This window comes from Micromonospora sp. NPDC005237 (assembly GCF_040607775.1).
Classification (GTDB): Bacteria; Actinomycetota; Actinomycetes; order Mycobacteriales; family Micromonosporaceae; genus Micromonospora.
In genome coordinates, this window is record NZ_JBEXHJ010000002.1 from 766,124 (window position 1) to 785,235 (window position 19,112).

A 19,112-nucleotide genomic window follows, 5' to 3' on the forward strand; every position below is an offset into this window, starting at 1 on the left:
GCGGGAAGCCCGGGATGAACACGGTGACCAGAATGGGCGGGTTCGCCCTCGGTCTCGCGGCGGTCTTCGGCGCGGCGTACGGGATCGGCCGGGTGGTCGACCCGGCCGCCCCGGTCGCCGAGAGTCGGCCCGACGGCGGCGTCGCCCACAGCTCGGGCCCCACCGCGCACGACGAGGTGACCGACCGGACTCCCGGCGGTCTGCTCGTCTCCGACCGTGGCTACACGCTCGTTCCGGTCGCCGCTCCGGCCGGTGAGTTCGCCTTCCGGATCGGCGGGCCGGACGGCCGCCCGGTGACCGGGTACGACGTGGCACACGACAAGCGGATGCACCTGATCGTCGCCCGGCGGGACCTGTCCGGCTTCCGCCACGTGCACCCCGACCTCGCCCCGGACGGCACCTGGCGGGTCGACACCCCGCTGGACGGCCCGGGGCAGTGGCGGGCGTTCGCCGACTTCACGCCGACCGGGGGCGAGGCGCTGACCCTCGGGGTGGACGTGACCGTCCCCGGTGAGCTGACCGAACGGCCGCTGCCCGCCCCGGCCACCAGCACCACGGTCGACGGCTACACCGTCACCCTGGCCGGCGTGCCGCAGCCCGGCCGCACCTCGTCACTCACCCTGAGCGTCAGCCGCGACGGGCGACCGGTCACCGACCTGGAGCCCTACCTGGGCGCGTACGGGCACCTGGTGGCGCTGCGCCGGGGCGATCTCGCGTACCTGCACGTACACCCGGACGGAACACCCGGCGACGGGCGCACCCGGCCCGGTCCGGAGGTCACCTTCCTCGCCGAGGTGCCCTCGGCCGGCAGCTACCGGCTCTACCTCGACTTCCGGCACGGCGGGCGGGTGCACACCGCCGAGTTCACCGTCGTCGCCGGCACCGCCACGACCGGGGGCGACCCCACTCCGAGCGGGCCGGCGCCGACCGAGCACGGCACCCCCGGCCACGGGCACAACTGACGGGATCGGACGATGACCACCACCAGCAGACCACTGCCCGAGGCGCCGAACCGGATCGAGCTGGCCATCGGGGGAATGACCTGCGCCGCCTGCGCCGCCCGGATCGAGAAGAAGCTGAACCGGATGGACGGGGTGAGCGCCACCGTCAACTACGCCACCGAGAAGGCCACCGTCCGGTACGTCGACAGCGTCACCCCGGACGACCTGATCGACACGGTGCAGAAGACCGGCTACACGGCGGCCCTGCCGGCTCCGCCGACGACCGAGCAGCCGGTCGACCCGCTGCGGGGTCCGCGTACCCGTCTGTGGGTGTCGGCGGTGCTCAGCGTGCCGGTGGTCCTGCTGGCCATGGTGCCGCCCTGGCAGTTCGACTACTGGCAGTGGCTCTCGCTGACCCTCGCCGCCCCGGTGGTGGTCTGGGGCGGGCTGCCGTTCCACCGGGCCGCGTGGACCAACCTGCGGCACGGCGCCGCGACCATGGACACCCTGGTCTCGCTGGGCACCCTGGCCGCGTTCGGCTGGTCGCTCTGGGCGCTCTTCCTGGGCGACGCCGGGATACCCGGGATGACGCATCCCTTCCGCTTCGCCATCACCCGCACCGACGGCGCCGGCAACATCTACCTGGAGGCGGCCGCCGGGGTGACCGTGTTCATCCTGGCCGGCCGCTACTTCGAGGCCCGATCCAAGCGGACCGCCGGGGCGGCCCTGCGCGCCCTTCTCGAACTCGGCGCCCGGGACGTGGCGGTGCTGCGCGACGGGGTGGAGACCCGGATCCCGGTGGACCGGCTCGTCGTCGGTGACCGGTTCGTGGTCCGCCCCGGCGAGAAGATCGCCACCGACGGGGTCGTCGACGAGGGCACGTCCGCCGTCGACGCCAGCATGCTGACCGGCGAGTCGGTGCCGGTCGAGGTCGGCCCGGGCGACGGTGTGGTCGGCGCCACGATCAACGCGGGCGGCCGGCTGGTCGTCACCGCCACCCGGGTCGGCGCGGACACCCAGCTCGCCCGGATGGCCGACCTCGTCGAGCAGGCGCAGAGCGGCAAGGCGGCCGTGCAGCGGCTGGCCGACCGGATCTCCGGCGTCTTCGTGCCGATCGTCATCACCCTCGCGGTGGGCACCCTCGGCTGGTGGCTCGGCACCGGAGCCGGTCCGACCACCGCGTTCACCGCCGCGGTGGCCGTGCTGATCATCGCCTGCCCGTGTGCCCTCGGCCTGGCCACGCCGACCGCGCTGCTGGTCGGCACCGGTCGCGGCGCCCAGCTCGGCGTGCTGATCAAGGGGCCGGAGGTGCTGGAGTCCACCCGTCGCGTCGACACCGTCGTGCTGGACAAGACCGGAACCGTGACGACCGGCCGGATGACCCTGGTGGACGTCGTGCCGGCGAGCGGCGAGGACCGCGCCGAGCTGCTCCGGCTCGCCGGGGCCGTGGAGGCCGCCTCCGAGCACCCGATCGCCCGGGCCGTCGCCGCGGGCGCCGCCGAGGCCGGAGCGCTGCCCCCGGTTACCGGCTTCGCCAACCTCGAAGGGTTGGGCGTCACCGGCACAGTCGACGGTCGGACCGTGCTGGTCGGCCGGCTCCGGCTGCTGCGCGAGCGCGGTGTCGACGTACCGCCGGAGGTCGATCTGGCCGTGCGTGACGCGGAGGCCGCCGGGCGTACGGCGATCGTCGCCGGCTGGGACGGACGGGCGCGGGGCGTGCTCGCGGTCGCCGACGTGGTCCGGCCGACCAGCCGGACGGCCGTGGCCCGGCTGCGCGCCCTGGGGCTCACCCCGGTCCTGCTGACCGGGGACAACCCCACCGTGGCCGGGGCGGTCGCCGCCGAGGTGGGCATCGACGAGGTGATCGCCGAGGTGCTGCCCGCCGGCAAGGTCGACGTCGTCCGGCGGCTCCAGGCGCAGGGGCGGTCGGTGGCGATGGTCGGCGACGGGGTGAACGACGCGCCGGCGTTGGCCCAGGCCGATCTGGGGCTGGCGATGGGCACCGGCACCGACGTGGCGATCGAGGCGTCCGATCTCACGCTCGTCCGGGGCGACCTGGACGCGGCGGTGGACGCCATCCGGCTGTCCCGGCGCACGCTCGGGATCATCCGGGGCAACCTGTTCTGGGCCTTCGGCTACAACGTGGCGGCGCTGCCGCTGGCCGCCGCCGGCCTGCTCAACCCGATGATCGCCGGTGCCACCATGGCGCTGTCCTCGGTCTTCGTGGTGGCCAACAGCCTGCGCCTGCGCCGGTTCCGTTCCGCCGCCGATCGCGGATTGTGACGGCGGTGATGGTTGGGCGGTGGACTGCGGGGGTACTGCTGAGGTCGTAGCGACGCTCGCAATGGAGGTTGGCACATGGGTATCGATGACAAGATCAACAACGCCAGCGAGGACGCGGCCGGCAAGCTCAAGGAAGGCGCCGGTCGGGCCACCGACAACGAGCAGCTCGAGGCCGAGGGGCGCGCAGACCAGTCCACGGCCAAGCTCAAGCAGGCGGGCGAGAAGATCAAGGACGCTTTCAAGAGCTGACGTACGACGTAACCCGCACGCCGGGCCGGTGATCATTCACCGGCCCGGCGTGCTGTGTGCCCGGGGCCGTGAACCCTGAGATCCCCCCTGATCGACCAGGTGGTGCCCGCCCGGGGCACCCGCTGCCCGGCCGTCGACGTGTCGAGCTGACCGACACCCCGGTCGCCGCGCGACAGCGCCGCGCGGCGACCGGGCCGTGTCGTGGTCAGCGCGACACGCGGTACGTCAGGTGCGTGACGGCCGGCCCGCCAGCCGGGCGGCTCTCAGCTCCAGGTAGCGCTGCTCGGGCAGGCTCGTCGTGCCGCGCGCGGCCGCCAGGTACGCCTCCCGTGCCGCGCCCGGCTCCCCGGCCAGCTCCAGCAGGTGCGCCCGGACCGCGGCGAGCCGGTGGTGCCCGGCCATCCGCTCGTCGGCGTCCAGCGGGGTGAGCAGGGCGAGCCCCGCCCGCGGCCCGTCCACCATGGCCACGGCCACCGCCTGGTTGAGCGTGACCATCGGGTTCGGAGCGATCCGGGCCAGCAGCCGGTAGAGCGCCACGATCTGCGCCCAGTCCGTCTCCGCGGCCGTCGGCGCCTCGGCATGCACCGCCGCGATCGCCGCCTGGAGCTGGTACGGGCCGGGCGGCGACCAGGTCAGCGCCTCGGTGACCAGGGCGACTCCCTCCGCGATGGCACCGGCGTCCCACCGGGTGCGGTCCTGCTCGGTCAGCGGCACCAACTCGCCGTTCTCGCCGACCCGGGCCGCCCGGTGCGCGTCGGTGAGCAGCATCAGCGCCAGCAGCCCGGTCACCTCACCGTCGTCGGGCAGCAGCCCGTGCAGGACGCGGGCCAGTCGGATCGCCTCGCCGGTCAGCTCGGCCCGTCGCAGATCCGGTCCGCTGGACGCGGTGTACCCCTCGTTGAAGATCAGGTAGAGCACCCGGAGCACGGTCCGCAGCCGCTCGCCGCGCTCACCCGGCCCGGGCATCAGGAACCGGGCCCCGGCGGCCTCGATTCGCTGCTTGGCCCGCCGGATCCGCTGGCTCATCGTCGCCTCGGGCAGCAGGTGCGCCCGGGCGATCTGGGCGGTGCTGAGCCCGCCGGCCGCCCGCAGGGTCAGCGCCACCTGCGCCGAGGGCGCCAGCGCCGGATGGCAGCAGAGGAAGAGCAGGGTGAGGGTGTCGTCCGCGTCCGCCACTGCCGGCTCCGCGTCGGCCGCCGGCGCCACCTGGGCGTACGCCGGCTCGCGCAGCGCCACCGCCACCTCGCGGTCCCGGCGGGCGCTCTCGCTGCGCCACTCGTCGGTGAGCCGGCGGGTGGCCACGGTGAGCAACCATGCGCGCGGATTGTCCGGTACGCCCTGCGCGGGCCACTGCGTCGCGGCGGCGAGCAACGCCTCCTGGACCGCGTCCTCGCACCTGTCGAACTGGCCGTGCCGGCGGACCAGCAGGCCGAGGACCTGCGGCGCGAGCGTGCGCAGCAGATCCTCGACCGTCCGGTCGTCGGTCACATCTCCGTCCCGGCCTGCTCCATGATCGGGCGGACCTCCATCGCCCCGCCGAAGCGCACGTCCGGCCACCGGGCGGCGATCTCGGCGGCCCGCTGCGGGCTGTCGCAGTCGACGGTCAGGTAGCCGGCGAACTGCTCCTTGCTCTCCATGAACGGCCCGTCGACGATTTCCGGGTGACCGCCGGCGAGCCGGACCGTCTGCGTCTGCGACGGGTTGGCCAGCGCCTGGCCGTCGACCAGCTCGCCGCTCTCGGTCAGCTCCTTCATGATCTCGTCCACCTCGCCGAACAGGGCGTTACGGTCCTCTTCGGTCAACTCCTCGGTGAAGCCGGGCCGGTTCCAGATCAGCAGCATGTACTTCACGGCGATGCTCCTCGCTTGGCTGGCCGCCTCCCGGTTTGGGCGCGGCTCACCGGAGGGTCGGAGCCGAGACCCCGTTCCCTACCGCGTACCGAAGAAAATCGCAGAAAGACTCTCCGGCGGTGGTCCCACGCCGTGCGGATCAGGGTCGGCCCGGCACCTGTCGAGGCCGCTGGCCGCCGCCGAGGTCGAGCGCGGCACGGTCGGCGGCCGAGGTGCCGGACGACCAGCCCTCGGCGTCGCGGACGCTGAGCCGGTGTCGGGTGACACCCGGAAAGAGGGCGCCCAGCCGCTCCTGGACCGCCTCGCCACGGGCGGCGAGCACCGGTAGCAGACGCTCCGGGCCGGCCGTCTCGGCAGCCGCCTGGTCGGCCGCCTCGGTGGCCGCGCGCAGCCGCTCACCGATCCGCAGCGCGAACGCGTTGAGGAAGGACTCGTCCCACACCTTCGTCCGCCGGCCCGACCCCGGCCGGCGCTCGGTGCGCCCGCGCAGCATCGCGGCGGTGGCCTGCACCAGCAGCGAGGTGTAGAGCAGTTCCACCGCCACGAGGTCCGCCGGCCACCCCAGCACGGTGGTGAAACCGAGGTCGTCGGACCAGACCGCCTCGCACCGGTTCGCCGCCGCCACCTCCTGCACCAGCAGCGCCTTCGCCCCCGCGTACGGGGTCTCGGTGCCCAGCCGGACCCCGCCCGGCACATCGCCGGGCTCCGCCCCGGCGGCCAGCAACGCCTCGTCGATGCTGTGCCGGGCGATCAGTTCCTGCGCCTTCCCGGTCAACGCCTCCGCCTCGGCCGGGAAGGTGGTCGACTCGGCCTTCGCGAGCAGCGCGCGTACCCGGTCCAGCATCGGCGACCCGCTGCGGACCGTACCGGCAGTGCGGGGGATCGTCGCCCCGGTCGAGCCGGGCGGCGGGCGTAGCACCGCGATCGGCGGCAGGCTCTCCACCAGCGCGAGCACGTCGACAGCGGCGCGGAGAGCGTCGGCCCGGTCCAGTCCCTCCGCGGCGGTCCAGGCGGCCAGCAGGTCGTCGCCGTCGTCCCGGCCCTCGGCGGCCAGAGCACGTAGCTGGTCGTCCCACCAGTCGGGGACCGGCCCGGCCTGCTCGCGTCGCTGAGCGGCCAGCGCGTCCCGGACCAGCCGGGCCGCCCGTGCGTCGAGCCGCCGCGCGGTGATCCGGTGCACGTCGACCGGCTGCCAGCCGCGTGGCCAGAGCTGCCCGAGGCCACGGACCAGCCGACGCCGCAGGGCCGCGTCCACCGCCGTGGCGCCGTCCGCCGCGCCGGTGCCGACCATCAGCCGGTCCAGCTGCCGTTCGGCCTGTCGTACGTCGGTGCCGCGCACCGCCGCGAGCGCGTCGGCGACGAGTTCGTCCGCGTCCGGCACAGGCACCCCCTTCGGTCTCCGCTGCCGGCGAGGCATCCGGCCGCCCCACCCAATGATCATGCCGGCACGGCTTCGGCGGGCATGACTCGGCCAGTTTGGGGTAGTTCGGCCGTGACCCGGGCGGATGCGAGGTGTGTGGTGGTCGGTTCGAGCCTGCCGCGGGGGCGTCCCGTCGCCGCGCCGGACCGCCGGTCGTCCACGCTCGCGGGCGTCCTGATCGGGGTCGCGATCATGGCCGCCGTGGACGAGATCGTCTTTCACCAGTTGCTGGCCTGGCACCACTTCTACGACCGGTCCACCCCGTCGGTGGCGCTGCTCTCGGACGGGCTGCTGCACGCCGCTGAGGTGATCGCCCTGGTCGGTGGGTTCTTCTGGTTCGCCGATCTGCGCCGACGGCTGGCCCTGTCACCCCGGCTGGTCTGGGGTGGCTTCCTGCTCGGCGCCGGAGGATTCCAGCTCTTCGACGGGCTGGTCGACCACAAGGTGCTCCGGGTGCACCAGATCCGCTACGGCGTCCACCTGGTGCCGTACGACGTGGTGTGGAACGTGGGCGGCGCGGTCCTGCTGCTGGCCGGCGCGGCGCTGGTCTGGCGGACGCGGTCCCGCCGACCGGATGACGGCCCCCGGTGACGGCAGTCGCCCCGGGCCGGGCGGCGGTGGTGCCATGGGCGCACGGGGGCCACCCGGCGGACGGGCCGGGCTGGTTGCCGCTGCTCCCGGTCGCGGTGCTGGCCGTCGGCTACCTGCTGGCCGCCGTACGCGACCCGCGTGGCTGGGACCATCGGCGTACCGTCGCCTGGCTGGCCGGGTGCACCGTGCTGGCGGTCGCGGTCGGGCCGCTGGCCCACCTCTCGGACGACCCGCGCGGGCACATGGCGCAGCACCTGCTGCTCGGCATGTTGGCACCGCTCGGGCTGGTCCTCGGCGCCCCGGTGACGCTGCTGCTGCACGTCGCGCCCACCTCGACGCGTCGGCGGGTGGGCCGGCTGCTGCGCGCCCGCGCGCTGCACCTGATCGCCCACCCGGTCACCGCCGCGCTGCTGAGCACGGGTGGGCTGGCGCTGGTGCTGCTCACCCCGCTGTACGCGACGGCGGAACGCCAGCCAGCCCTGCACCACGGCGTACACCTGCACTACCTGGGCGCGGGCTACCTGTTCGCCTGGTCGCTGGCCGGGCCGGACCCCGCGCCCCGCCGCCCCGGGCTGGCCGTGCGGGTCGGCGCGCTGCTCGGCGCGTCGGCTGGCCACGCCGCGCTCGCCAAGTACCTCTACGCGCAGGCCGGTACCCTGCCCCCGGGGCTGACCGACCCGGACGCCGCGGCGTTCGGATCGGCCGCCCACCTCATGTACTACGGCGGCGACGTCGCGGAGCTGCTGCTGGCGGTGGCACTCTTCGCAACCTGGTACCACCGCTCCCGCCCACCCCTGGTGAACAGGAGTTTCGCGTCACGACACCGCGATGCCGTGACGCGAACCTCTTGATCAACTCTGTGCGGGCGGGGCCGCCAGGGCGGCGGAGAGCCGCCGGAAGAACGCGCGGATGTCGTCCTCGCTGTGGTGCGTCTCGGCCTGGTCGTTCAGCGGGCCCGAGTAGAGCAGCGCCTGCTCCAGCGCGTCCCGCGTCTCGGCCCGGCCACCCGGGTAGAGCCCGGCGGCCACCCCGTCGGCGACCCGGGTCACCACCGAATCGTCGAGCGACCTGTCGAACTGGACCCCGTAGAGGATCCCGTTGACGTGGCCCTTCCAACTGTCCGTACCCATGCTCGTCGACTCCCCTAGAAGATCCGGCCGCCATCCCAGCCCAGAATCGGAACCCCGTTGACGCCGTTGCGCTTGAACTCGGCGTCGAGATTGGCCATGTGGCTGGGCTCGGGCTGGTAATGACCGCTGCGCGCCGTGGCGTACTGGACCCTACCGTCCTTGACGACCAGCTCGCCGGCCGCGGCGACCGGGTTTCCGCCGCCCAGAGTGGAGTGGTGGAAGTCGCCGACCTTCTGGTAGTTGGACGCGTAGAGGTTGCCGTTGCGGTCCATCACGAAGATCGCTTGACCGTTTCCGCTGAACACGGTCTGCGCGCTCGACGTGTCGAACGGCTCGCCGTTGCGCGCGCTGCGCAGCACGCCGTTGCTGTCGAAGAAGACCCGGTGCTGTTCCAGCTCCTCGGGGCTGAGCCGGCGCACGGCCGTCGGAAAGTGCCCTCCGGGCAGATGCTCGTTGCGGTACTTGTCGAGCATCGGCTTGGTGTTGGAGTAGCGCGGGGTGGTGTGCGGGCCGGGCACGCCGGGCCGCTTCGGGCCGCCGCGCTTCGCGCCCTTTCGGGTGAAGCGGCGCAGCAGTGTCTTCGCGCGCTTCAACAACTGCGGGATGATCTCCTTGACGACCTTCTCAATGACCTCCTTGATGACCCGCTGGATCGCCATCCGGGCCAGGCCGATCGAGACGGGGATCTGGGCCAGCGAGGCGCCGAAGCTGGGTGCCGCCGCCGCCAACGCGATCGCCACCTGAATGACCAGGATCGTCAACTGGACGATCACGATGATCTTCTGCGTCAGGGTGATGATGGCCATCACCAGCAACGCCATGCCGATCAGCTCGGCCGCCTGCGCGCCGTCCTCCATGCGGCGCGGCGCACCCTCCTCGTCCTGCCACGCCTGCTCGAACGCCCGGATGTCGTCGCCGCTGTTGGTCGTGCTGACCTGCGCCGCGCCCGCCTGGGCCTCCCCGACCGCCGTCCGCAGCCGGCCGGCGAACGCGAACCACATCTGGGACGCCTCGAACAGCAACTCCTCGTCGGCTGTCGGCCAGGTGAAGCCGACCCAGCCCAGCGCCTCGGCGAGCTCAGGAGGAAGCTGCATACCCACTGGGCAGCTCCATCCTCGTGAAGAGTTCCGCGTTGGCGAGGTCGGTCGCCTCGTGCGCGTCGGCACCGAGGTCGAGGTTTTCGGCGGCCTCCAACAACTGGTCGGCCATCGACCGGTACACGTCGAGCGCATGCGTCAGGACCTCGACGTACACGGCCCCGAAGAGGGAGCCCGCCTCGTCGGCGCCCCAGGGATTACCCGCCCCGTTCACCGTCGACTCGAGGCCGCTGACCGCCTCGCCGAGCTGCTGGCCGGTTGTCGCGATCGACGCGGCTGCGGCGTGCAGAGCGTCGACGTCCACCTGAATTCCGTCGGACATGGCTCAGCGACGATCCATCCGGCGGGTGGCCGCGTCCAGGTCACCGATCATCTGTTGGAAGCCACGGAACGCCTGCTCGGAGACCCGTTCGAGCTGCTGGGTGAGGGCCGTGCTGTCGACCTGGGCCCCGGCCGTCAGGTCGGCCCGGCGGGCGCGCTCGTCGGCCTGTGCCGCCTGGACCGCCTCCAGGACGTACTCGGCGATCGTGCTCGTGCCGGCCCGGGACAGGCTCGGGTCGATCACCAGCGTCTGCAGGGCGCCGAACGCGGAGACCTCCGCCTCGACGAGACCGTCACCGCCGGTGCCCCGCCCGACCATCTGCTCGGCGTCCGGCGCGGGCCCGTCGCCGTCACCCGGTTGCGCCGTGACAGCACCCGTTGCCTGGCTCAGCAGGCGCATCGCCTCTTCGAGCGAGCTGCTCAGGCCGGACGGATCAATCCCGCTCGCCATGCACGTCCCCCCACGTCCGCAGTCCACCGTCGGTGCACGACCGTATCAATGCGGCACCCGCACGGCTGCCCCGGAAGTCGGCTGTGGATCACTCCCAGGTGGACAGAATGTCCTCGACCGGCGCGACGTCGCGCCCCGGATCGGGCGCCGGGGCGGGCGGGCCAGCCGGCGTACGGTCGAAGCGGGGTGCCGGCGCCGGTTGGATCTCGCCGTCGACTTCGACGAACGTCCCCCGGGCCGCGTTGTGCGGGTGCCGGTGCGCCTCATTCGGGGCCAGCACGGGGGCGACGCAGGCGTCCAGGTCGGCGAAGACCGCCGTCCACTCGTCCCGGGTCCGCTCGGCGAACCGTTCGGTGAACCGCCTCCGCAGCTCGTCCCAGCCGCTCGGGTCGTACTGGTCGGGCAGCTCCGCCTCGTCGGCCAGGCCGAGACCTGCCAGCAGTACGGCGTAGAAGGCCGGCTCCAGCGCGCCGACGGCCATGAAGCCGCCATCGGCGGTGGCGTACGTGTCGTAGAAGGGCGCTCCTCCGTCGAGGAGGTTCCGCCCGCGCGGGGCGGCCCACAGGCCGGTGCCGAGCAGCCCGTGCAGGAACGAGGTGAGCAGCGCCGATCCGTCCACCATGGCCGCGTCGACGACCTGGCCGACGCCGGAGCGTTCCCGCTCCAGCAGCGCGGCCAGCACACCCACGGCCAGCAACATGCCGCCGCCGGCGAAGTCACCGATCAGGTTCAGCGGCGCGTGTGGGCGTGCGTCGGCTCGACCCAGTGGCTCCAGCGCCCCGGCGACCGCGATGTAGTCGATGTCGTGGCCGGCCCGAGCTGCCAGCGGGCCGTCCTGGCCCCAGCCGGTCATCCGCGCGTACACCAGCCGGGGGTTGCGGGCCTGGCAGACGTCCGGGCCGAAGCCGAGCCGCTCGGCGACCCCCGGCCGGTACGCCTCGACGAGCACGTCCGCCCGTTCGACGAGGCGCAGCAGGTCGGCCACACCGGTCGGGGACTTCAGGTCCAGCGCGGTGATCCGCCGGCCGCGCTGCAACGGTCCACCGGTCGGCGCGGCGAGGCGCCCGGCTCCCGGGCCGCCCGGCCGGTCGACGCGCACCACGTCCGCCCCGAGGTCGGCGAGCACCATGCAGCCGAACGGGGCCGGCGCGAGGCTGGCCAGCTCGACCACCAGCACCCCGGCCAGCGGCCCGCCGCGCGCCGCCGTCACGCGACGCCAACCGGCTCAGCGAGCCGGTCCGCCAGGTCGGCGGGAGGCGTGAACCGGTCGCCGTACCGTTCGGCCAGCTCGGCGGCGCGGGCCGCGAACCCGGCCGGGCCGCCCGCGTACTGCCGGACGTAGCGGATCACGCCGCCCGTCCAGGCGGGAAAGCCGATGCCGAAGATCGAGCCGATGTTGGCGTCGGTCTCGGTACGCAGCACCCCCTCGTCGAGGCAGCGCAGCGCGTCCAGCGCCTCGGCGAAGAGCATCCGTTCCTGGAGGTCGGTGAACGGCACCGCCTGGCCGGCGTCGGTGACCAGGTCGGCGAGGCCTGTCCACAATCGACCCCGGACGCCGTCGTCGTAGGAGTAGAAGCCGCGTCCGGCGGCGCGGCCCGGCCGGTCGTACGCGTCGACCAGCTCGTCGACGAGCCGGTGCGCGGGCAGCGGCAGGTACTCCTCGCTGGCCGCCTCGAACTGGCGGCGGATCCGCTGGATCAGGGTGAGGCTCACCTCGTCGGCCAGCGCGAGGGGCCCGGTCGGGTAGCCGGCCTGCAACGCGGCCTGCTCCACCGACGCGGCGGGTACGCCGTCGGCGACCATGCCGACCGCCTCGTCGATGAACCGGCCGATGACGCGGCTGGTGAAGAAGCCCCGGCCGTCGTTGACCACGATCGGGGTCTTGCCGATCCGCCGGCCCAGGTCGAACGCGCGGGCCAGGGCCGCGTCACCGGTGCCCTCGCCCACCACGATTTCCAGCAGCGGCATCCGGTCCACCGGCGAGAAGAAGTGCATGCCGATGAAGTCGGCCGGCCGGTCCACGCCGGCGGCCAGCTGAGTGATCGGCAGGGTGGAGGTGTTGGAGGCGAGCAGCGCGCCCGGCGCGAGCACCGGCAGCACCTCGGCGAAGACGGCCTGCTTCAGGGCAGGGTCCTCGAAGACCGCCTCGATGACGGCGTCGCAGCCGGCGAGCGCGTCCACCTGGTCGGTGGTGGTGATCCGGTCCAGCACCGCGCGGGCGTCGGCTTCCGTGGCGCGGCCCTTGCGGACCCGGCGGGCCAGCAGTCGTTCGGCGTGCTCCCGGGCCCGCCCCGCGGCCTCCGGCGACACGTCCCGGACCACCACGTCGAGGCCGGCGCTGGCGCAGGCGTACGCGATGCCCGCGCCCATCATGCCGGCGCCGAGCACCGCCACCCGCCGCACCGGCGGAACGTCCACGGCCGGTCGGGCGGCACCGCCGTTGACGGCCTTCAGGTCGAAGAAGAACGCGCCGATCATGTTCTTGGCGACCTGCCCGGTGAGCAGGCCGATCAGGTGCCGGGTCTCCACGGTGAACGCGGTGTCCACGTCGACCTGCGCGCCCTCGACGGCGGTGGCCAGGATCGCCTCGGGCGCGGGCAGCCGGGCCCCCTTGAGCTGCTTGCGCAGGGTGGCCGGGAAGGCGGGCAGCTGCGCGGCCAGCGAACGGCTGGCCGGGGTGCCACCGGGCATCCGATAGTCCGGCCGGTCCCACGGCTGCTTCGGGTGCGGGTTGGCAGCGATCCAGGCCCGCGCGCGATCCAGCATCTCCGCCTCGGTGGCGACGACCTCGTCGACGATCCCGGCGGCCAGGGCGTCGGCCGGACGCATCCGCCGGCCGGTGAGCAGCACCGTGGTCAGCGCCCCGGCCAGGCCGAGCATCCGCACCGTCCGGGTGACGCCGCCGGCCCCGGGCAGCAGACCCAGGGTCACCTCGGGCAGCCCGAGCCGCGAGTCGGGCGCGTCCAGCGCGATGCGGTGGTGGCAGGCGAGGGCGATCTCCAGGCCGCCGCCGAGCGCGGAGCCGTTGACCGCCGCGACGACCGGTCGGCCCAGCGTCTCCAGTCGGCGCAGGTCCCGCTTGATGGTGCCGAGCAGGTCCGCCAGCGCGGGCGCGTCGGCGCGGGTGGCGCGGATCATCTCGGGCAGGTCGCCGCCGGCGAAGAACGTCGACTTCGCGCTGGTCACGATGACGCCAGCGAGATCGTCCTCGGCCTCCAGCCGGTCCAGCGCGGCGCTCATCGATGCCGCGTACGCCCGGTTCATGGTGTTGGCGGACTGGTCGGGGTCGTCCAGGGTGAGCGTGACGATGCCGTCGGCGCCGCGGTCGTACCGGATGGTGGTGGTCATTGGTCTTGTCCCCCGGGTCAGCAGCGCTCGAGAACGGTGGCGACGCCCATGCCGCCGCCGATGCAGAGGGTCACCACGGCGCGGCGCAGGTCGCGGCGCTCCAACTCGTCCAACGCCGTGCCGAGCAACATGGCTCCGGTGGCGCCCAGCGGGTGGCCGAGAGCGATCGCGCCGCCGTTGACGTTCACGCGGTCCGGGTCGAGGCCCAGGTCGCGGACGTACTTGAGGACCACGGCCGCGAACGCCTCGTTGATCTCGAACAGGTCGATGTCGTCGAGGGTCAGCCCGGCGACGGCGAGCGCCTTGTGGGTGGCCGGGATCGGGCCGGTCAGCATGAGCGTCGGGTCGGCGCCGGTGACGGCCGCGCCGACGATCCGGGCGCGCGGGGTGAGGCCGAGGTCCTGCCCGACCTGCTCCGAACCGATCAGCACCAGCGCCGCGCCGTCCACGATGCCGGACGAGTTGCCGGCGTGGTGGACGTGCTCGATGGCCTCCAGCCAGTGGAACTTCTGCAACGCGACCGCGTCGAAGCCCGCGGCCGCACCCATGGTGGCGAAGGACGGGGTGAGCCGAGCGAGGGCCTCCCGGGTCGTCTCCGGGCGGGGGTGCTCGTCGACCGTCAGGATGTCCAACCCGTTGCCGTCGCGGACCGGCACGACCGAGCGGGCGAAGTGCCCGCCGGCCCACGCCTTGGCGGCCCGCTCCTGTGACCGCAGCGCGTAGCCGTCCACGTCGTCGCGGGTGAAGCCCTCCAGGGTGGCGATCAGGTCGGCGCTGACGCCCTGCGGCACGAACGACGTGGCCAGCGCGGTCTGCGGGTCGGTGGCCCAGGCGGCGCCGTCGGAGCCCATCGGCACCCGGGACATCGACTCGACCCCGCCGGCGAGCAGCAGGTGCTCCCAGCCGGAGCGGATGCGCGCGGCGGCGGAGTTGACCGCCTCCAGCCCGGAGGCGCAGAACCGGTTGAGCTGCACCCCGCCCACCTCGTCGGGCAGCCCGGCCAGCAGCGCGGCGGCCCGAGCCAGGTCGCCGCCCTGCTCGCCGACGGGGGTGACGATGCCGAGCAGCAGGTCCTCCAACCGGCCCACGTCCAGGCCGGGGTTGCGCTCGCGCAGCGCGTCGATCAGGCCGACCACCAGCGAGATCGGCTTGACCCCGTGCAGCGCGCCGGTGTCCCGGCCGCGTCCGCGCGGGGTGCGGACCGCGTCATAGACGTACGCCTCAGAGGGCACGGGCGATCAACTCCTTCATGATCTCGTTGGTGCCGCCGTAGATCTTCTGGACGCGGGCGTCGGCGTACATCCGGGCGATCGGGTACTCCGTCGTGTAGCCGTAACCGCCGAACAGTTGCAGGCACCGGTCGATGACCTCGCACTGCCCGTCGGTGAGCCACGACTTCGCCATCGCGGCCGTGGCGACGTCCAGGTCGCCACGGGTGTGCCGGACGATGCAGTCGTCCAGGAAGACCCGGCTGACCCGGGTGCGGGTGGCGCACTCGGCGAGCACCATCCGGGTGTTCTGGTGCCCCATCAGGGTCTTGCCGAAGGCGGTGCGCTCCTTGGCGTACGCCACGGTCAGCTCGACCGCGCGTTCCATCGCGGCCACCGCGCCGACGCCGATGACCAGCCGTTCCTGCGGAAGCTGCTGCATGAGCTGGATGAAGCCCAGCCCCTCGGCACCGCCGAGCAGGTTGGCCGCCGGCACCCGGAACTCGTCGAAGAACAGCTCGGCGGTGTCGTTGGCGTGCAGCCCGATCTTGGACAGCAGCCGGCCCCGGCGGAAGCCCTCCGGGTCGCCGCCCACCTTGCACACCAGCAGCGAGACGCCGGCCGCCCGCTGCTCGGGGTCGGTCTTCACGGCCACCAGAATCAGGTCGGCCAGGCCGCCGTTGGTTATGAACGTCTTCGCGCCGGTGACCAGGTAGTCGTCGCCGTCGCGGACCGCCCGCGTGCGCATCGCCTGGAGGTCCGAGCCGCCGTCGGGCTCGGTCATCGCGATCGCGCCGACCAGCTCACCGCTGCACAGGCCGGGCAGCCACCGTCGCTTCTGCTCCTCGCTGCCGTACGCGACGAGATAGCCCGTGACGATGCCACTGTGGACGGCCAGCCCGAGACTGCTCTCCCCGGTGTACGCCTGCTCGTGCAGCAGCACCGCCTCGTGGGTGAAGCCGCCGCCTCCGCCGCCGTACTCCTCGGGGACCGACAGGCCGAGCAACCCCAGCTCACCGGCACGCCGGTAGTGCTCGCGGTCCGGGTGCCCCTGGGCCAGCAGGCGGTCCGTGTGCGGCAGCACCTCCTTGGTGAAGAAGGTGCGGGCCAGGTCGGCGAGGTCGTCGTGCTCAGGTTCGCGCCAGGGCGAGGGGGAGCCATCGAGCGTCGGCATGTGCACCACCCTCGCGCGCTGTTGGCGGCATGTCAATAAGTCTGGATCAGCAGCCGGGCACAGGCTTCCGGGTCGTCCGCGAAGGGCAGATGTCCGCAGCCCGCCAGCGGCACGTGCCGGGCCGCCGGCAGCGCCGCGCGGGCCCGCCGGGCCTGACTGGGGTACGGCAACACGAGATCGCGCGTACCCCAGGCGACCGTCACGGGGATTTCGTCGAGCGCGCCGGCCGTCCCTCGACCGAGCTGCCATCCGGCGAACGCGGCGCGGGCCACCGCGAAGCCGGGCGCGTCAGCCAGTGCCGCCGCCGAGTCGACGCACTCGTCGGGGTCGAGGTGACCCGGGTGGCCGTAGAACAGGCCGCAGAACGCCACCCGCCCGGCCCGGCTCGCCAGCAGCCGGGGCAGTGCCGGCCGCAGCCCGCCAGCCGCCGACCGGGCCCCGCCGACCGCCAATTGACACCAGCGTCGCCCGACCGGCCCCCAGAACCCGATGGGCGAGAACGCGGTCACCGAGTGGGCCAGCCCGCGTCGCCCCAACTCCAACGCGATGCCGCCCCCGAGCGAGTTGCCGGCAACGGCGGGCCGGTGCACACCCAGCGCGTCCAGGAACGCGACGACCCGATCGGCCAGGTGCTCCACCGACCCGGGGGCCGCCTGCGCCAGCGGCTCGGGTGGCGTCGGCGGCTTCGGCGGCTTTGATGGCTCCGACGGCTTCGGTGGCTCGGGCCACGGTGGTGAGGCGCCGAAGCCGGGCAGGTCCAGCGCGATCACGTCGCGGTGTCGGGCCACCTCGTCGAGCACCGGTTCCCACACCTGCCACCGACTACCGATGCCGTGGATGAGCACCAGCGGCGGTCCATCACCACGCCGCGAGTGAGCGAGCCAGTCCGGGTCCCCACGGTGCATCCACCCACCCTCACACGTCAGGTGGCCACCCCGACACCCTTGATCCACTCCAGCTCGCCGATATGGGGGTGTCCGCGCGCCAGGATGCCGCCGTTTCGGCGATCCGGACTGGATCATCGCCGGGACGCCACCTGGATGCTGCGCCTCGGGTGATCGAGGAGTGGTGGCGCTACTCGGCCTCGTCACCGTCGGTGGGGCGCGGCGGGCGGTGCTCGGCGATCCACGCCTCCACGTCGGCACGCAGCCAGACCGTGGTGCCGTGCAGCCGTTGAAACGGCGCGGGGAAGGTCGGATAGCGGATGAGCTGACGCATCCGCGTCCGGCTCACGCCGCCGAGCAACTCCTGTAGCTCGTGCGGGCCGACCAGCGGACCCGGGACCTCACCCATCACTCGACGGTAGGGCGACCGAACAAGTGGGGGAGCTACTCGGAGTCGTCCTCGCTGGGGCGCGGTGGGCGGTGCTCCGCGATCCACGCCTCCACGTCGGCGCGCAGCCAGACCTTCATGCCGCGTAGCTCCTGGTAGGGCTTGGGGAAACTCGGCCGCATAGCGATCTGCTGAAACCGGCTCCGGGAAACGTTCAGCCGTTGACCGATCTCGTACGGCCCCATCAGCTCGCCCGGCCCCTCGTCACCCACACCTGGACACTAGGCACGTTCGCGTATCCCCAATCGGGGGTCCCCGAAAAGGGGTCCCCATCTTGACAGGGGGTTGTTTCTCGCTGAGAGTGGTCAGAGCATTCCTCTCGCTGCCGAGTCGAGCAGTGGGGGCGTCGTTCAACGAAGGGCTGGCCAATGGATCAGGCGACAGAGTTGGCGTGGCTTCGGGAGCGGGTCGGGGGATTGGAGACGGCGCTGCACTGCGCACGGAGAGAGTTGTTCGATCTCCGTTGTCGGCTGACGTTGATCGGTCGGGTCGTCCAGGACATCGACCGGGTGCAGCGAGCCCCGGGCGTCGCAGTGGGTGCGATCAACGCGGCCCTGTACTCCGAGACGTCCAACCTGCGGCATCTCGGCCGGCACCTGATCGGGCGTCAGCGCGGAATTCAGTGATCACTTGATGCTCAGCAGCTCAGGAACGGCGCTGATAACTGGTGAGCATCAGTTGATCAAGGTGAGGGTGGCGGCTTGCTAGTTGCGGGCCGACTCACGTCGTGCCGAGGCCGCCAGCCGATCGGCGAGTGCGACGACGCGGTCGCGGAGCTCGTCCGGGCGTTCGATGACGAACGGCAGGTCGAGCGCGGCGAGCACGCCGGGCAACCAGTCGAGGCTCTCTGCCCGGATCTCCACGTCCTGCCAGCCTTCGTCCGCACCCTCTCGCACCTCGGCGATGCTGGCCGGTAGTCGTCTGCGGATCTGCTCGACTGTTCCTTGTATCCGCAGCGACACCGCATGCTGGTACGGCGCTTGTGCCATCGAGGTGAGAAGGCGCCCGGCCGGATCGTTTCCGGCGGGCGGCTCGAACGAGCCCGGCAGCGGTCTCGCGTCCGCGATGCGGTCGAGTCGAAGGGTGCGGTCCTCGCCGATCTCCGGATCGACCCCGGTGACATACCACCGGCCGGCATGGTTGACCAGCCCGAACGGATGCAGCACGCGGACGCTACGCCTGCCGTCGCCCGAGGTGTAGTGCAGCGAGATCGGCCGATGATGGCGGACCGCCTCAGCGACGGCGAGTAGTACCTCGGTCTGCGGTGCAGGGAAGTCACCGGGTTCGGCGGTGAAGGCGAGGGACTGGAGTGCGGCGTCCAGCCGGTCCGCGGTCCGCGACGGTAGGACGCGGCGGATCTTCGCGGCGGCTGTTTCGCCCGCCGCGCCTGTTGCCGTCGCCAACCCGGCACGGCGGCCGGCGATCAGGCCGAGTAGGACGGCCAAGGCTTCGTCGTCGCTGAGCATCAGCGGCGGCAGTCGATAGCCGGCGGCGAGCCGATACCCGCCGTAGCGACCGCGCACCGACTCCACCGGCAGGTCCAGGTCGACCAGATGACTCACGTAGCGCCGCACCGTGCGCGGTTCGACACCAAGGCGCTCGGCAAGCTCGGCCATCGTCCGGACGCCGCCGGACTGCAGGAGCTCCAGCAGTGCGAGCACCTGGGCTGTCGGTCGTGCCACGGTCCGAACTTTATCAAAATACTGGACCAAATCTG

The 19,112-nt window shown here is 72.9% G+C and carries 21 protein-coding genes; 6 read left to right on the top strand and 15 right to left on the bottom strand.

All coding sequences use genetic code 11. The features are described from left to right. The first annotated feature begins 14 nt into the window (after positions 1-14). The 3 genes from ABZT87_RS08535 (at position 15) to ABZT87_RS08545 (ending at position 3,473) form a co-directional block, all read left to right on the top strand. Positions 15-962 (top strand): hypothetical protein, encoded by a 948-nt coding sequence (locus ABZT87_RS08535; protein ID WP_355134622.1) that lies wholly within the window; start codon positions 15-17, stop codon positions 960-962. Between the two features lie 12 nt (positions 963-974). After that, on the top strand, positions 975-3,224 hold the full coding sequence (locus ABZT87_RS08540; protein WP_355134479.1) for a heavy metal translocating P-type ATPase: 2,250 nt from the start codon (positions 975-977) through the stop codon (positions 3,222-3,224). A 75-nt stretch (positions 3,225-3,299) separates the two neighbouring features. Next, positions 3,300-3,473: a CsbD family protein gene (locus tag ABZT87_RS08545; protein WP_139583988.1), complete on the top strand. Its 174-nt coding sequence runs from the start codon at positions 3,300-3,302 to the stop codon at positions 3,471-3,473. A 225-nt stretch (positions 3,474-3,698) separates the two neighbouring features. Here the strand turns inward: ABZT87_RS08545 and ABZT87_RS08550 are convergent, their stop codons facing one another. The 3 genes from ABZT87_RS08550 to ABZT87_RS08560 form a co-directional block, all read right to left on the bottom strand. Further along, positions 3,699-4,961 carry a DUF6596 domain-containing protein gene (locus ABZT87_RS08550; RefSeq protein WP_355134481.1) on the bottom strand — a complete coding sequence of 421 codons (1,263 nt, stop codon included), beginning with the start codon at positions 4,959-4,961 and terminating at the stop codon, positions 3,699-3,701. After that, on the bottom strand, positions 4,958-5,314 hold the full coding sequence (locus ABZT87_RS08555; protein ID WP_355134624.1) for a YciI family protein: 357 nt from the start codon (positions 5,312-5,314) through the stop codon (positions 4,958-4,960). Before ABZT87_RS08555 ends, ABZT87_RS08550 begins: the two co-directional genes overlap by 4 nt. A gap of 148 nt (positions 5,315-5,462) precedes the next feature. Beyond that, on the bottom strand, positions 5,463-6,704 hold the full coding sequence (locus ABZT87_RS08560) for a DUF2786 domain-containing protein (RefSeq protein ID WP_354855551.1): 1,242 nt from the start codon (positions 6,702-6,704) through the stop codon (positions 5,463-5,465). Between the two features lie 138 nt (positions 6,705-6,842). On the opposite strand from ABZT87_RS08560, the gene ABZT87_RS08565 reads away from it, so the two are divergent. Beyond that, a complete protein-coding gene (locus tag ABZT87_RS08565) occupies positions 6,843-7,334 on the top strand; it encodes a DUF2243 domain-containing protein (RefSeq protein WP_354855552.1) in 492 nt (163 codons plus the stop codon). After that, complete coding sequence (locus ABZT87_RS08570) at positions 7,331-8,185, top strand: cytochrome c oxidase assembly protein (RefSeq protein WP_355134483.1); 855 nt, start codon at positions 7,331-7,333, stop codon at positions 8,183-8,185. Before ABZT87_RS08565 ends, ABZT87_RS08570 begins: the two co-directional genes overlap by 4 nt. Here ABZT87_RS08570 and ABZT87_RS08575 read toward each other — a convergent pair whose 3' ends face one another. The 11 genes from ABZT87_RS08575 to ABZT87_RS08625 form a co-directional block, all read right to left on the bottom strand. Then, positions 8,186-8,464, bottom strand: a complete 279-nt coding sequence (locus ABZT87_RS08575; protein WP_354855554.1) for a hypothetical protein — start codon at positions 8,462-8,464, stop codon at positions 8,186-8,188. Between the two features lie 14 nt (positions 8,465-8,478). Then, complete coding sequence (locus ABZT87_RS08580) at positions 8,479-9,564, bottom strand: hypothetical protein (protein WP_355134485.1); 1,086 nt, start codon at positions 9,562-9,564, stop codon at positions 8,479-8,481. Beyond that, a complete protein-coding gene (locus ABZT87_RS08585) occupies positions 9,542-9,883 on the bottom strand; it encodes a hypothetical protein (protein WP_354855556.1) in 342 nt (113 codons plus the stop codon). Before ABZT87_RS08585 ends, ABZT87_RS08580 begins: the two co-directional genes overlap by 23 nt. A gap of 3 nt (positions 9,884-9,886) precedes the next feature. Continuing rightward, entirely contained in the window at positions 9,887-10,333 is a 447-nt protein-coding gene (locus tag ABZT87_RS08590) for a YbaB/EbfC family nucleoid-associated protein (RefSeq protein WP_354855557.1), read from the bottom strand. Positions 10,334-10,421: 88 nt separating this feature from the next. After that, positions 10,422-11,543 (bottom strand): CaiB/BaiF CoA-transferase family protein, encoded by a 1,122-nt coding sequence (locus ABZT87_RS08595; RefSeq protein ID WP_355134487.1) that lies wholly within the window; start codon positions 11,541-11,543, stop codon positions 10,422-10,424. Beyond that, on the bottom strand, positions 11,540-13,681 hold the full coding sequence (locus tag ABZT87_RS08600; protein WP_355134489.1) for a 3-hydroxyacyl-CoA dehydrogenase NAD-binding domain-containing protein: 2,142 nt from the start codon (positions 13,679-13,681) through the stop codon (positions 11,540-11,542). The genes ABZT87_RS08595 and ABZT87_RS08600 overlap by 4 nt, the downstream gene beginning before the upstream one ends. Positions 13,682-13,698: 17 nt before the next feature. After that, positions 13,699-14,913 carry an acetyl-CoA C-acetyltransferase gene (locus ABZT87_RS08605; RefSeq protein WP_355066645.1) on the bottom strand — a complete coding sequence of 405 codons (1,215 nt, stop codon included), beginning with the start codon at positions 14,911-14,913 and terminating at the stop codon, positions 13,699-13,701. After that, positions 14,903-16,063, bottom strand: coding sequence for an acyl-CoA dehydrogenase family protein (locus tag ABZT87_RS08610; RefSeq protein ID WP_355134491.1), 1,161 nt, complete (start codon positions 16,061-16,063; stop codon positions 14,903-14,905). Before ABZT87_RS08610 ends, ABZT87_RS08605 begins: the two co-directional genes overlap by 11 nt. A gap of 32 nt (positions 16,064-16,095) precedes the next feature. Continuing rightward, positions 16,096-16,968 carry an alpha/beta fold hydrolase gene (locus tag ABZT87_RS08615; protein WP_355134493.1) on the bottom strand — a complete coding sequence of 291 codons (873 nt, stop codon included), beginning with the start codon at positions 16,966-16,968 and terminating at the stop codon, positions 16,096-16,098. Between the two features lie 169 nt (positions 16,969-17,137). After that, positions 17,138-17,356: a hypothetical protein gene (locus tag ABZT87_RS08620; RefSeq protein WP_266248397.1), complete on the bottom strand. Its 219-nt coding sequence runs from the start codon at positions 17,354-17,356 to the stop codon at positions 17,138-17,140. Between the two features lie 35 nt (positions 17,357-17,391). Beyond that, positions 17,392-17,607 carry a hypothetical protein gene (locus ABZT87_RS08625; RefSeq protein ID WP_344361525.1) on the bottom strand — a complete coding sequence of 72 codons (216 nt, stop codon included), beginning with the start codon at positions 17,605-17,607 and terminating at the stop codon, positions 17,392-17,394. A 156-nt stretch (positions 17,608-17,763) separates the two neighbouring features. Between ABZT87_RS08625 and ABZT87_RS08630 the strand changes: the two genes are divergently transcribed. Continuing rightward, on the top strand, positions 17,764-18,021 hold the full coding sequence (locus tag ABZT87_RS08630) for a hypothetical protein (RefSeq protein WP_355134496.1): 258 nt from the start codon (positions 17,764-17,766) through the stop codon (positions 18,019-18,021). A 78-nt stretch (positions 18,022-18,099) separates the two neighbouring features. On the opposite strand, the gene ABZT87_RS08635 is transcribed toward ABZT87_RS08630, so the two are convergent. Further along, the gene (locus ABZT87_RS08635; protein WP_355134498.1) at positions 18,100-19,056 is read right to left on the bottom strand and encodes a YafY family protein; all 957 of its coding nucleotides are present in this window, start codon (positions 19,054-19,056) and stop codon (positions 18,100-18,102) included. Positions 19,057-19,112: the final 56 nt, after the last annotated feature.

Bases quoted from the DNA above. Each gene is read 5' to 3' on its own strand.
- ABZT87_RS08535 (WP_355134622.1), top strand. From the start codon at position 15: ATGAACACGGTGACCAGAATGGGCGGGTTCGCCCTCGGTCTCGCGGCG.
- ABZT87_RS08540 (WP_355134479.1), top strand. From the start codon at position 975: ATGACCACCACCAGCAGACCACTGCCCGAGGCGCCGAACCGGATCGAG.
- ABZT87_RS08545 (WP_139583988.1), top strand. From the start codon at position 3,300: ATGGGTATCGATGACAAGATCAACAACGCCAGCGAGGACGCGGCCGGC.
- ABZT87_RS08555 (WP_355134624.1), bottom strand. From the start codon at position 5,314: ATGCTGCTGATCTGGAACCGGCCCGGCTTCACCGAGGAGTTGACCGAA.
- ABZT87_RS08575 (WP_354855554.1), bottom strand. From the start codon at position 8,464: ATGGGTACGGACAGTTGGAAGGGCCACGTCAACGGGATCCTCTACGGG.
- ABZT87_RS08585 (WP_354855556.1), bottom strand. From the start codon at position 9,883: ATGTCCGACGGAATTCAGGTGGACGTCGACGCTCTGCACGCCGCAGCC.
- ABZT87_RS08590 (WP_354855557.1), bottom strand. From the start codon at position 10,333: ATGGCGAGCGGGATTGATCCGTCCGGCCTGAGCAGCTCGCTCGAAGAG.
- ABZT87_RS08600 (WP_355134489.1), bottom strand. From the start codon at position 13,681: ATGACCACCACCATCCGGTACGACCGCGGCGCCGACGGCATCGTCACG.
- ABZT87_RS08610 (WP_355134491.1), bottom strand. From the start codon at position 16,063: ATGCCGACGCTCGATGGCTCCCCCTCGCCCTGGCGCGAACCTGAGCAC.
- ABZT87_RS08615 (WP_355134493.1), bottom strand. From the start codon at position 16,968: ATGCACCGTGGGGACCCGGACTGGCTCGCTCACTCGCGGCGTGGTGAT.
- ABZT87_RS08620 (WP_266248397.1), bottom strand. From the start codon at position 17,356: ATGGGTGAGGTCCCGGGTCCGCTGGTCGGCCCGCACGAGCTACAGGAG.
- ABZT87_RS08630 (WP_355134496.1), top strand. From the start codon at position 17,764: ATGGATCAGGCGACAGAGTTGGCGTGGCTTCGGGAGCGGGTCGGGGGA.